9 protein-coding genes are annotated in these 13,177 nt (G+C 64.9%); 4 read left to right on the forward strand and 5 right to left on the reverse strand.

Annotated elements, in window-relative coordinates:
* Nucleotides 1-22 precede the first annotated feature (22 nt).
* Entirely contained in the window at nucleotides 23-790 is a 768-nt protein-coding gene (locus AC1DXS_RS16065; protein ID WP_477738479.1) for a 3-hydroxyacyl-CoA dehydrogenase, read from the forward strand.
* Nucleotides 791-808: 18 nt separating this feature from the next.
* On the opposite strand, the gene AC1DXS_RS16070 is transcribed toward AC1DXS_RS16065, so the two are convergent.
* Nucleotides 809-1,741 (reverse strand): LysR family transcriptional regulator, encoded by a 933-nt coding sequence (locus tag AC1DXS_RS16070; RefSeq protein ID WP_477738480.1) that lies wholly within the window; start codon nucleotides 1,739-1,741, stop codon nucleotides 809-811.
* Nucleotides 1,742-1,868: 127 nt separating this feature from the next.
* Between AC1DXS_RS16070 and ggt the strand changes: the two genes are divergently transcribed.
* Complete coding sequence (gene ggt / locus AC1DXS_RS16075) at nucleotides 1,869-3,737, forward strand: gamma-glutamyltransferase (RefSeq protein ID WP_477738481.1); 1,869 nt, start codon at nucleotides 1,869-1,871, stop codon at nucleotides 3,735-3,737.
* A gap of 7 nt (nucleotides 3,738-3,744) precedes the next feature.
* Here the strand turns inward: ggt and AC1DXS_RS16080 are convergent, their stop codons facing one another.
* Nucleotides 3,745-4,638, reverse strand: a complete 894-nt coding sequence (locus AC1DXS_RS16080) for a YihY/virulence factor BrkB family protein (protein ID WP_477738522.1) — start codon at nucleotides 4,636-4,638, stop codon at nucleotides 3,745-3,747.
* A gap of 181 nt (nucleotides 4,639-4,819) precedes the next feature.
* Between AC1DXS_RS16080 and dnaG the strand changes: the two genes are divergently transcribed.
* Entirely contained in the window at nucleotides 4,820-6,832 is a 2,013-nt protein-coding gene (gene dnaG, locus AC1DXS_RS16085) for a DNA primase (protein ID WP_477738482.1), read from the forward strand.
* A gap of 388 nt (nucleotides 6,833-7,220) precedes the next feature.
* Nucleotides 7,221-9,722 (forward strand): RNA polymerase sigma factor RpoD, encoded by a 2,502-nt coding sequence (gene rpoD / locus AC1DXS_RS16090; protein ID WP_477738483.1) that lies wholly within the window; start codon nucleotides 7,221-7,223, stop codon nucleotides 9,720-9,722.
* Between the two features lie 331 nt (nucleotides 9,723-10,053).
* On the opposite strand, the gene AC1DXS_RS16095 is transcribed toward rpoD, so the two are convergent.
* From AC1DXS_RS16095 to AC1DXS_RS16105, 3 genes are read right to left on the reverse strand one after another with little or no spacing between them, the layout of a single operon-like run.
* Entirely contained in the window at nucleotides 10,054-10,956 is a 903-nt protein-coding gene (locus AC1DXS_RS16095; RefSeq protein WP_477738484.1) for a dienelactone hydrolase family protein, read from the reverse strand.
* Between the two features lie 54 nt (nucleotides 10,957-11,010).
* A complete protein-coding gene (locus AC1DXS_RS16100) occupies nucleotides 11,011-12,099 on the reverse strand; it encodes an aldose epimerase family protein (protein WP_477738485.1) in 1,089 nt (362 codons plus the stop codon).
* A complete protein-coding gene (locus AC1DXS_RS16105; protein WP_477738523.1) occupies nucleotides 12,096-13,004 on the reverse strand; it encodes a TRAP transporter substrate-binding protein in 909 nt (302 codons plus the stop codon). Before AC1DXS_RS16105 ends, AC1DXS_RS16100 begins: the two co-directional genes overlap by 4 nt.
* Nucleotides 13,005-13,177: the final 173 nt, after the last annotated feature.

The raw sequence follows: 13,177 nt of genomic DNA on the forward strand, positions 1-13,177 counted from the left end.
TTCTTTCATTCAAGGAATCACCATGGAAATCGCAGGCAAAGTATTTATCGTCACCGGCGGCGCATCGGGCCTGGGTGAAGGCACGGCGCGCATGCTGGTGGCCAACGGCGCCAAGGTCGTCATTGCCGACATGCAGGCCGACAAGGGCGAAGCCATCGCCAAAGAACTGGGCGCCGACAAGGCCGCCTTCGTCAAATGCGACGTGAGCCAGGAAGCCGACGGCCAGGCCGTGGTGGCCAAGGCGGTCGCCATGGGCAARCTGATGGGCCTGGTGAAYTGCGCCGGCATCGCGCCCGCCGAAAAAACCGTGGGCAAGAACGGCGCGCACGGCCTGGCCCTGTTCAGCAAGACCATCACCGTCAACCTCRTCGGCAGCTTCAACATGATCCGCCTGGCGGCCGACGCCATGTGCAAGAACGAGCCCGAAGCCACCGGCGAGCGCGGCGTACTGATTTCCACCGCCTCGGTCGCGGCCTATGACGGCCAGATCGGCCAGGCCGCCTACAGCGCCTCCAAGGGCGGCATCGTCGGCATGACCCTGCCGATTGCCCGCGACCTGGCACGCAACGGCATCCGCAACATGACGATTGCCCCCGGCATCTTCGGCACGCCCATGCTCTTCGGCATGCCGCAGGAAGTGCAGGATTCGCTGGCCGCCGGCGTTCCCTTCCCTTCGCGCCTGGGCACGCCGCAGGACTACGCGCGCCTGGCCAAACACATCATCGAAAACGACATGCTCAACGGCGAAGTGATTCGCCTGGACGGCGCGATCCGCCTGGCGCCGCGCTGAACTTCACGCTGAGCGTGTTCAGGCCGCGGGCAGGTGCAGCGCGGCCAGCCTTTCGGTCAGCAGCGCCGACAGCTTGTTGATCACCTCGTTGACGCGGGCCGGCACATACTGCCGGCTCGGCACCACCGCATAGAGCGGCGCCGGCTCGCCCAGGTAGCCCGCGAACAGGCGCACCAGCTTGCCGCCTGCGAGAGAGGCCATGAGGTCTATCTCCGACTGATAGACGATGCCCCGTCCCTCCAGCGCCCATTGCAGTGCGATGGAGGCGTCGTTGCAGGCCAGCGGCCCGGCCACGCGTACCTGGAAAGGCGCGCTGGCCTCCCCCTGCAATTCGAACTGCCACTGGTCCTGTCGGCGCTCGCGCACATGGCAGACCAGGCAATCGTGCTGCGCGAGTTCGCAGGGTTGCACGGGTGTTCCGCGGCGCGCCAGGTACTCAGGGCTGGCACAGGCCACGCGGCGGGCCGGCGCCAGCAGGCGCGCCGAATGCGTGGAGTCCATGAGCGGCCCATTGCGCAACGCGACATCTATGCCTTCGCGCACCAGGTCCACACGCACGTCGCTGATCTGCAGGTCGATTTCAATGCCGGGATGGAGCGCGGCAAACTCCGCCAGCCAGTAAGCGAGCATCTCGCGCGCCAGCATGGCCGTGGCCGTGATGCGTATGCTGCCCGTGAGGCCGAAAGTGCCGGCGCGCACCTTGGCCTGGCCTTCGGACACCAGCTCGAGCGCGCGCCGCGCATGGTCGACCATGACCGCGCCTTCGGCCGTGGGCCGGACGGCACGCGTGGTGCGCTCGAACAGGCGCACACCCAATGAAGTTTCCAGCCGCTTGATCGCCGCGCTCACGGCCGCCGTGGAGAGCCGGCAACGCTTGCCCGCCGCCGTGAGGCTGCCGGTTTCCGCAGTGGCCAGCAGCACACGCAGGGTATCGAGATTGTCAAATTCCATGGAAGAGTGATTTCTTCTAAACGCCATTGTGAGGCGCGGAGGCCCTCGATATATTTCCCAGCGGGCGAGGGCACAGAACTCAACGGCCCGACCCCCGACAAGCAACAACGACATTCAAGGATATCCCATGAGACACGCCTTCCCGGCGCTCGCAGCCACCGCGCTGCTGGCCGCCTGCGCCAGCAGCCCCTCCTCCTTCACCTACCAGGTCCCGGCCGACGAAGTCGCGCGCGGCGCCAAGTACATGCAGCCAGAAGGTTCTTCGGGCTTCACGCCCAAGCCAGGCTGGGCCACGAAGAAGTTCGCCGTGGCCGCCGCCAACCCGCTGGCCACCGATGCCGGCTACCAGGTGCTCAAGGCCGGCGGCTCGGCCATAGACGCGGCGATTGCCGTGCAGATGGTGCTCACACTGGTGGAGCCGCAGTCCAGCGGCATAGGCGGCGGCGCCTTCCTGCTGCATGCCAGCGGCGGCAAGGTCGAGGCCTTTGACGGCCGTGAAACCGCGCCCGCGGCCGCCGATGAAAAGCTCTTTATCGGCGCCGACGGCAAGCCCCTGGCTTTTTACGACGGCGTGGTCGGCGGCCGCTCCGTCGGCACACCCGGCACCGTGCGCATGCTGGAGATGGCCCACAAGCAGTACGGCCGGCTTCCCTGGGCCCAGCTGTTCGCGCCGGCCATCCAGCTCGCCGAAGGCGGCTTCAAGGTCAGCCCGCGCCTGAACACCCTGCTCAAGGGCGAGCAGCACCTGAAGAAGGACGCCACGGCCGCAGCCTACTTTTACAAACCCGACGGCAGCCCGGTGGACGTGGGCCAGACCCTGCGCAACCCGGCCCTGGCCGAGGTGCTGCGCCAGATCGCGGCCAAGGGATCTAACGCACTGCTCGAAGGCCAGGTGGCGCAGGCCATCGTCGCCAAGGTGCAGGGCCACCCGACCAACCCCGGCAAACTGGCCCTGGCCGACCTGGCCGGCTACCAGCCGAAAAAACGCGAACCGATCTGCTCGGACTACAGCGCCGCCGGCAAGGCCTACCGCCTCTGTGGCATGCCGCCACCCAGCTCGGGCGCGATTGCCGTCGGGCAAATCCTGGGCATCCTGAACAACACGCCGGCAAGCACCCTGGGCCTTGTCACCGGCAGCGGCGGCGTCCCGGGCTCGGTCTCGCCCACACCTTCGGCCGACTGGCTGCACCTCTACACCGAAGCCTCGCGCCTGGCCTTTGCCGACCGTGGCCAGTACCTGGGCGACCCGGACTTTGTGCAGCCGCCGGGCGGCAGCTGGATGAGCCTGCTGGCTCCGGCCTACCTGAGCGAGCGCGCCAAACTGATACAGCCCACAGGCCCCAGCATGAAGACCGCCAAACCCGGCGTGCCCGGCGTGGTGAAGACGGCGTACGCGCCCATGCCCGACCAGCCCGAGTACGGCACCTCGCACATCAGCATCATCGACGGCTACGGCAACGCGATCGCCATGACGACGACGATTGAAGACCAGTTCGGCTCGCGCCTGATGACCGACGGCGGCACCGGCAAGGCCGGCGGCTTTTTGCTCAACAACGAACTCACCGACTTCAGCTTCGCCCCGGCGGACGCCGAGGGCAAACCCGTGGCCAACCGCGTGCAGCCCGGCAAGCGCCCGCGCTCGTCCATGGCCCCCACGCTGGTCTTCGACAAAAACACGGGCCAGCTCGTCATGAGCGGCGGCAGCCCCGGCGGCGCGCTCATCATCCACTTCACGGCCAAGACGCTTTACGGCACGCTGAACTGGGGCCTGAACGCCCAGCAGGCAATTGACCTGCCCAACTTCGGCTCGCTCAACGGCCCCAGCATCCTGGAAGAAAAACGCTTCTCGCCGGCCACCGTCGAGGCGCTGCGCAGCCGCGGCGCCGAGGTGCGTGAGCAAACCATGACCAGCGGCCTGCAGGCCATCCAGAAAACGCCGGAGGGCTTCTTCGGCGGCGCCGACCCCCGGCGCGAAGGCCTGGTGCTGGGAGACTAAGGGCACATCAGCCCAGCCGCATGGGTTTGGCGGGCTGGTCCTGCCGGCCCGTGCCCAGGCGCTCGTACTCCGAAATCACCTGCGCGCCCAGCAGCAGCAAGGTGGCCGCGACTTCCAGGCTCAGCAGCACCACGATAGCGGTGGTGAGCGAGCCGTAGACCAGGCCGACCTGCGACAGCGTGGAGAAATACCACACCAGCAAATGCCGCGTCAGCTCCCAGAGCAGCGCGGCGGTGACGCCGCCCAGCAGCGCATGCCGCCATTGCAATCGGCCCACCGGCATCACCATGTACAGCGAAGTCAGCAGCAGCACCTCGCCCGCCAGGCCCAGCAAATACAGCAGCACGCCGGAAAACCCGCTGAGCGACCATTCCCAGCCCAGGAAGTCCAGACTTTTTTCGCCGAGCGCTTCCAGGCTCCCCGACACCAGCGTTACCAGCAGCAAGCCCAGGCCCACAAACAGGATGTAGCAATAGGGCAGGATGGCCGACACCAGCAGATGCCGGCGCCGGATCGCCACACGGTGCAAAAAGATGACCGACATCGCGTTTTCCAGCACCGTGAACGCCAGCGAACTGAAAAACAGCATGGTCGCTAGCAAAACCCAGCCCAGCAGTTCGCGGTGGGCCAGGAAGTTGGCCAGCTCGGCCGTGATGAAGCCGCCCTGCCCCGGCGCAAGCCAGCCGATGTAGCGGCCCAGCGCCTCCAGCAAGGCCTCCTGGGCTATCACATGCGACAGCGCGATGGCGATCAGGATCAGCAGCGGGACGATGGACAGCAGCGCGTAATAGGCCACCGCGCCGGCCAGCAGCAAGCCCTGGTTGGCGCGAAAACCCTTGAGCACCCGCAGCGCGAAGGCGCCGGGATGACTGAAAACATAGGCGAGATTGGGGGCAAGCATCATTGGAAACCCCGCTCCCGGGGCGGCAGGGAAAAGCCCATTGTGGAAACTGCCGGGCCGCCCCGCTGCCACCGGATGCCGCCAATGCGTGTCAGCCCGGCGCCCATTCCCCTTCAAGGCCATAGGGGCCGGCAGCCCCCGGCCAGGGACGCGTGTGCTAAATTGACCCCCCTTCCTCCCCATGGCCATCCCACAAACATTCATCCAGGAATTGCTCGCGCGCGCCGACGTGGTGGACATCGTGGGCCGCCATGTGCAGCTCAAAAAGGGCGGCGCCAACTTCATGGGGCTGTGCCCCTTCCACGGCGAAAAATCGCCCTCCTTCAGTGTCAGCCCGTCCAAGCAGTTCTACCACTGCTTCGGCTGCGGCAAGAACGGCAATGCCATCAGCTTCCTGATGGAGCACGCCGGCATGACCTTTATCGAGGCCGTCAAGGACCTGGCCCAGCAATACGGCCTGCAGGTCCCCGAGGACGACGTCTCGCCGCAGGACCGTGCCCGCGCCGCGCAGATGCGCGAGCAGCAGGCCACGCTCACCAGCGTGCTCGAAAAAGCCGGCATCGCCTACATCAAGGCCTTGCGCAACTCCGAGCGCGCCATCGACTACTTCAAGGGCCGGGGCGTTTCGGGTGAAGTCGCCAAAACCTTCGGCCTGGGTTATGCACCCGAGGGCTGGCGCAGCCTGGCCAGCGTGTTTCCCGACTACAACGACCCGCTGCTGGTCGAAAGCGGCCTGGTCATCACCGGCGAGCCCGGCGAGGAAAACGCCGCCGGCGAAGCCAAACGCTATGACCGCTTTCGCGACCGGGTCATGTTCCCCATCCGCAACGTGAAGGGCGAATGCATAGGCTTCGGCGGCCGCGTGCTGGGCGACGACAAACCCAAATACCTCAATTCACCCGAAACCCCGGTCTTCAGCAAGGGGCGCGAACTCTACGGCCTGTTCGAAGCCCGCACCGCCCTGCGCGAGCACGGCTACGCGCTGGTCACCGAAGGTTATATGGACGTGGTGGCGCTGGCCCAGCTGGGCTTTGCCAACGCGGTAGCCACGCTGGGCACCGCCTGCACGGCCGACCATGTGCAAAAGCTGTTCCGCTTCACCGATTCCGTGGTCTTCAGCTTCGACGGCGACAGCGCAGGCCGCCGCGCCGCGCGCAAGGCGCTGGACGCCGCCCTGCCCTTTGCCACCGACGTGCGCACCGTCAAATTCCTGTTTCTGCCGGCCGAGCACGACCCCGACAGCTACATCCGCGAACACGGCAAGGAAGGCTTCGCGGCCTACGTCAGCAAGGCCGTGCCGCTGAGCCGCTTCCTGCTGGAAGCCGCCGCCGAGGGATGCGACCTGGACACCGCCGAAGGCCGCGCCCACATGGCCAGCAATGCCCGCCCGCTGTGGAGCCTGATGCCCGACGGTGCCTTAAAGCGCCAGCTGCTGGCCGAGATCGCCGACAAGGTGCTGATCGACAGCCGCGAGCTGCTGCAGCTGTGGCAGCCCGCCGCTAGCGGCTACAAATCCGGCGGCAAAAACAGCGGCGGCCCGCGCTCTGGAGGCAAGGGCCATAGGCAGGACGCCGCGCCGGCCCCCGTGCGCCATGAAGAGATGCCCGACCCGAGGAACTACCCGCCGGACTATCTCGAGGAGCGCGACTACAGTGCCTCCGAGCCGTCCGGGTATTCGGGGTCTTCCGGCTATCCGCCCCCATCGGCCCCGGGGCGCAGCTTTGGCGAGCGCGGCAGCAACACCCGGGCACCGCGCCGCGTGGCCGGGCGCATCCTGCCGGCCAGCCGCGAAGACCGCGTGCTCCGGCTACTGCTGACCGAGGCCCAGACCTGGGACAGGCTCAGCACCGAGGAGCACCACCTGCTGGTCGAGCTGCCCGAGCCCCACGGCCCGCTCTTTGTCTGGCTGGAAAGCCAGTTGCACGAACACGGCCCCCAGCCCTGGGCGGCCCTGCGCGAGGGCCTGCGCGGCCACGCTTACGAGAGGCACGCCACGGCGCAAATCGCGCAGATTCCCGAAGGCATAGAAAGCGACTGGACCGAGGTGAGAAACATCCTGGACCAGTTGCTGCGCCTGCGCCGCCAGCAGGAAATGAGCGAGCTGGCGGCCCGCGCCGCCACCGACCCCGCAGCCCGCCAGCGCTACCTGGAATTGCTCGCGAGCCTCAAAACCCCGGCCGACACGACACGCTAGGCTCGCCAAGACCGTAAAAATAGCTGTTTTTCCACGGCAAAAACCGCCCAAAAAACAGGCAACAGGGTATAATCCGATTTTCGACGGCAAGCGCGACAGCAGCACCTCCGGCCCGGCCACCCCGAAACTTCGGGTTACTCACAGATGAGACGGCCACTTCCCCAGGGAATTCCGCAAGGACTGCACACCAAATGTTCGCCCAAACAGCTTGCCCGGAAAAATAAACCGCAACGCACCCCTGGTGCTGCCCGGCCTGTTTTTCCGTCCTCTCCGTTCCTGACCCTGAATCCTTGTCACCGTGCCTGTGTTTTGCGCAGGCGCCAAGGCGCATTTTTGTTTACTGGTAGCTGATCGATATTTAGAACAATTTCCGACAACTGGAGGTCCCATGCCTACTGCCAAGCCGAAGAAGCCGAGCACGTCCAAGAAGCCGCAAAGCGCGCAGCCCAAAGCCGCCGCCAAGCCCAAAGCCAAGACGGCGTCCAAAGCCGCGGCCCGGCCCTCAGGCAAGCCTCCAGTCAAAGCAGCCGCCAAAGCCTCGGCCAAGTCCGTGGCCAAGGTGGCCGCAAAGCCCGCCGCCAAGAGCGGCAAGGTTGAAAAACCCGGAAAAACCGCTATCTCTGTCAAACCCAGCAAACCCAATGCCCTGGTGAGCAAAGCCCCCCTGAAAACCGCGAAATCCGCGATTTCCGATTTGCCCCTGAAGAAAGCTCCTGCCGTGCCGACCAAGTCCAGCCCCGAATCCAAGCCCCTCGCCGCCCCTGCCGACGTGCCCGTGAAAAAGAAACCCGGCCGCCCGCCCAAGAACCCGGCGGCCGACGGCAGCGCGCCTGCCGCCACCACCGGCGCCAAGCGCGGCCGCAAGCCCAAGAGCGCCACCGCCGCGCCCAAGGACGGCGAAGACCTCGACCTGTCCGACATTGAAGACGACCTGGTCGGCGAACCCGTGGCGGAAACGACCGAAAAGGTCAAACCGCTGCGCATGAAGATCAGCAAGGCGAAGGAACGCGCCTTGATGAAGGAATTCGGCCTGGACGAAACCGTCCTCTCCGAAGAAGACATGCTCAAGCGCCGCCTGCGCCTGAAGACCCTGATCAAGCTCGGCAAGACGCGCGGCTACCTCACGCACGGCGAAATCTCCGACCACCTCCCCGACAAGCTGGTCGACGCCGAAACGCTGGAAGTCGTGGTCAACATGCTCAACGACATGGGCGTGGCCGTGTACGAGCAGGCCCCCGACGCCGAAACCCTGCTGCTGAACAACACCGGCCCCACGGTCGCGACCGAAGAGGAAGCCGAAGAAGAAGCCGAAGCGGCGCTGTCCACCGTCGACAGCGAATTCGGCCGCACCACCGACCCGGTCCGCATGTACATGCGCGAAATGGGCACGGTCGAGCTGCTCACGCGTGAAGGCGAAATCGAGATCGCCAAGCGCATCGAGGGCGGCCTCATGAAGATGATGGAAGCCATCTCGGAAAGCCCCGCCACCATCGCTGAAATCATGCGCCTGGGCGAGGAAATCCGCGAAGGCAAGATCGTCATCTCCACCGTGGTCGACGGTTTCTCCAACCCCAACGAGGCCGACGACTACGTGGCCGAGGAAGACTTCGACGAATTCGACGAGGAAGACGACGACGACGGCAAGGGCGGCTCCAAGGCCCTGACCAAAAAGCTTGAAGAACTCAAGAAGGAAGCCCTCAGCCGCTTCGACAAAATCGCCACCCTGTTCGAGAAGGTCCACAAGACCTACGACAAGGAAGGCTACGGCACGCCCACTTATGTGAAGGCGCAAAAAGCCCTGAGCGACGAGCTGATGACCGTGCGGTTCACCGCCAAGACCATCGAAAAGCTCTGCGACATGCTGCGCGGCCAGGTGCTGGACGTGCGCAAGAAAGAGCGCGAGCTGCGCCGCATCATCGTCGAGAAGTGCGGCATGCCACAGGAAGTCTTCATCAAGGACTTCCCGCCCAACCTGCTCAACCTGAAGTGGGTTGAAAAGCAGGTTGCCGCCGGCAAGCCCTGGTCGGTGGTGATGGCGCGCAACGTGCCGCCCATCCAGGAACTTCAGACCAAGCTGGCCGAACTGCAGGCCCGCGTGGTGGTGCCGCTGGCCCAGCTCAAGGACATCAACAAGCGCATGAACGAAGGCGAGTCCAACTCGCGCGACGCCAAGAAAGAGATGATCGAGGCCAATTTGCGCCTGGTGATCTCGATCGCGAAGAAGTACACCAACCGCGGCCTGCAGTTCCTCGACTTGATTCAGGAAGGCAACATCGGCCTGATGAAGGCCGTCGACAAGTTCGAATACCGCCGCGGCTATAAGTTCTCGACCTACGCCACCTGGTGGATTCGCCAGGCGATCACGCGCTCCATCGCCGACCAGGCGCGGACCATCCGGATCCCGGTGCATATGATCGAGACCATCAACAAGATGAACCGCCTGTCGCGCCAGCACTTGCAGGAATTCGGTTTCGAGCCGGATGCCAGCATCCTGGCCGCCAAGATGGAAATCCCGGAAGACAAGATCCGCAAGATCATGAAGATCGCCAAAGAGCCGATTTCCATGGAAACACCGATCGGCGACGACGACGACTCGCACCTGGGCGACTTCATCGAAGACAGCGCCAATACCGCACCGCTGGAAGCCGCGATGCAGGCCGGCCTGCGCGATGTGGTGAAAGACATCCTCGACAGCCTGACGCCGCGCGAAGCCAAGGTGCTGCGCATGCGCTTCGGTATCGAAATGTCCACCGACCACACGCTGGAAGAAGTCGGCAAGCAGTTCGACGTGACGCGCGAGCGCATCCGCCAGATAGAAGCCAAGGCGCTGCGCAAACTCAAGCACCCTTCGCGTTCGGACAAGCTGCGCAGCTTTATCGATACGCTGTAAACGCGCTTTCCCCCAAAAGCCCGGCCCCGCAAGGCGCCGGGCTTTTTTACGCCTAAGAACCTGTTCACGGTCTAAACGGGGCCGCGCAAGCGCCTTCTCGGGATGGGATGCAAGGCGCGGTGCGACGCCCATAGTTCACCTATGGGCTAGCGCCGCAACGCCGCAGACCGCCCGAGAAGGCWCTTGCCCTCCGGGTTGGGGTGAAATCGGGCGATTGAGCCACCCAGGCCCTTGCATGGGCATTAGCCCATGCGGCGTGCCCGGTCGGCCCACTCATCCCGATTGCACCCCAACGCGGCCCCGTTTAGACCGTGAACAGGTTCTTAGAAACTCAGGGGGCTGTCAGCCCTATCTTGCGCACAAATGCATCCAGCGGAACCGACCACATCTTGCCGCCGTAGGTCAGCAATGAATGCCCGTCGTGCCCCGCGAGCGGCCCGGTCTGGATGAATTGCGTGTCGCTGCCGCCTGCCTTGAAGGCCTCGTGCCACTGGCGCGGCGCCTCGGCGCCCCAGAACTGGTCGTTTTCTGCATAGAGCCACAGATTGGGAACCTTGACCAGCTTGCCGAGCTCGTCGTAGGTCTTGCGCATGTTGTCCGGGCTGCAGCTTTTGGTGGGCGACGTTTCGGGATTGCCGCCCGAGCCACCCGCGAAATTGACAGCGCCGACAACGCCCGGCAGGTTGAGCGCGGCCACCGACACCGTGGTCATGCCGCCCACCGACTGCCCTTCCAGCAGCAGCCTGTCCTTGCGCACCCAGGGTTGCTGCAGCGCCCAGTGATGCAGCGCGACCACGGTCTGCCCGGCCCGGCTGGCGACACCCGTGAAATCGGGGTTTCCGCTGCAGACGCTGCCGCTCCAGCGCGCACCTGAGTCTTCCCGGTCAAAGCCGCCCGTGTCACCGTAGCCGGGCCGCACCGGCGCAATCACGGCCACCCCTTTGCGCAGCCAGTAATTCGCGTGCCCCACCAGCACCGGGTATTCAAGCTTGGCCCTGTCGACGCGCGACGGCGCGCGCCCATGGGAAAAAATCACCAGCGGAAACGGGCCTTCGCCTTCGGGTTTGTAGAGATGGGTGACGACCTCAAGCTGCTTGCCGTCGACCAGCAATGGCAGCTTGACGATCTGCGGCGGCACACGTTCGGGCTGCTGCGCCCAAGCAGGCCAGGCGGCGAGCTGCGCCGCCCACAAGACCCCCAGCATCCACCCCAGCTTCAACCACCGCATGTTCATGTTCGGCTCCCTGTTTGTTGCCGGAGCATTCTGACACGCGTAAGCCGTCTGCGGTTATGAAGTGCTGAAGCGGTACAAGGTGCGGCCCTGGCGGGGCTGGCCCGGCTGGTAGACCGCTGAGGGGAAAGCAGGTATGTTGGGCGCGTTGGGGTAAGCCTGCGGTTCAAAGCACAGGCTTTGCTGCTGCAGGTAGCGCCTGCCGCCCTTGCCCGCCCCGCCGGCCAACGGCTCGCCGGCTACCATGCCGGTGTAAAACTGCATGGCGGGCTCGGTCGACCAGACCTCCATCACGCGGCCGCCGGCCGGCGCGCGCACGTGCGCGCACAGCGCCAGCTCGCCGGCCTTGGCCGTATCGCGGTCTATCGCAAAACAGTCGTCATACCCGGCAACTCCGCCATTGCCCTGCGGTTTGCCCACACGCCTGGCAAGCACGTCCGGATCACGGAAATCAAACGGCGTACCCGCCACCGGAAGCAGTTGGCCCGTGGCGATCAGCTCGGGAGTCATCCCGAAATAGCGGCTTGCGCAAATCGTCAGCTCGTGGCCCAGCGCACTCGTGCTCTGCGCGCCTTCGAGGTTGAAAAAAGCATGGGTGGTGAAGTTGGCGACCGTGGGCGCGTCCAACGCCACGGCTTCGTAATCGAGCGCCAATTCGTTGGCTTCTGTTACGCGGTACACCACGCGCAGGGCCAGCGCACCGGGAAAGCCTTCTTCGCCATCGGCGAACACGTAGCGCATCTCCACGCTGGCGCCGTCGGTTTGCACTGCATCAAAGACCTGGAAGCGCGAGCCCCGCAGGCCGCCGTGCAGGCAGTGCGGGCCGTTGTTGGCGGCCAGCTGATGCTCCACGCTGCCGAGGGTGAAGCGCGCGTTTTCTATGCGTCCCGCGTAGCGCCCCACAAAGGCCCCCACGGAAGGCGAGCCGCCCACCACGCCCTCAATGCTGTCGTAGCCCAACACCACGTCGTCGAAACGACCGTCGCGATCAGGCACCAGCACCTGCTCGATCTTCGCGCCGTAGTTGGTCACGCAAACCGCCATGCCGCGCTGGTTGCGCAGGGTAAACAGCCTGACGGGCTTGCCGTCAATCTCGCGCGCAAAACGCGCCGGATCGAGCAACAGGGAAGCGTCCGGCCCGCTCACTTGGAAATAATCGTCAGCAATTCTTCCCGCGTGGTCGGGTCGGCCATGTACTTGCCGTACAGCGGCCCCATGCGCCTGACCATGGGTGATGCGTCCCTGACCTTGACGAACTGCGAGCCCTGCTTGGTCGTGGCCTCCAGGGCCGCGGCGACGCGCTTGTTCCACAGCTCGCGCATCAGGATCGCGGATTTTGCGCCAGCCTCACTGAAGGCGGCCTTGTCTTCCTTGCTGAGCTTGTCCCACAGCTTGGTCGACACCACCAGGGCCTCGGGCGAGATCACGTGGTTGGTCACATAGACGTTTTTGGCCACCTTGTAATGCCCCGTGGATTCATAGGACGGCAGGTTGTTCTCGGCGCAATCGACCTTGCCCTGCTCCAGGGCGCCAAGCACGTCCTTGAACGGCAAGGCCACYGGTTTGGCATCCATGAGCTTGACCATCTCGATGTAGACCTCGGACTGCTGCACGCGGATGTTCATGCCGGCCAGGTCGCGGAGGTTGTTGACGGGCTTGACGCAATAGAACGAACGGCCTCCGCCGTCATACCAGCCCAGCACCACAAAGCCGGCGGCCTTCAGGTTGGCGGAAAAACGCCCGCCCAGCTTGCCGTCCAGGTGACGGAACATGTGGGCCGAATCGGTGAACAGGAAAGGCAGGTTCAGCACCTTGATGCCTGGCACGGCGTCCGACAAGGGGCCCGAACTGAACTCGGCCACGTCGATTTCGCCGCTCTTGAGCATTTGCACCGCCTTGGGCTGGTCGCCCAATGCGCCGCTGTTGAAGAGTTCGATGTTGTAGCGGCCGCCGGTGCTCTTGGCGACCTGCTCCACAAAGCTCTTCATGGCTTCGGTGACCGGATAGCCGTCGGGGTGGATGTTCCAGGCCCTTAACTTGGTCTGGGCCATCGCGGCGCTCGCGCACAGCGCGAAGGAGAGGCATAAAAGCCCCTTGAAAGATATACGCAATTTTGTCTCCTGGAGTGGGGCTAACGGCCGCCTCTGCGGGCTGGCTCGTAGTGTGTCAGTGTTCAAATCCCTGCAGGGATCTTCGCACGGATGACTCGCCTTCATCAAAAGAT

This window comes from Polaromonas sp. P3_B1 (assembly GCF_056402935.1).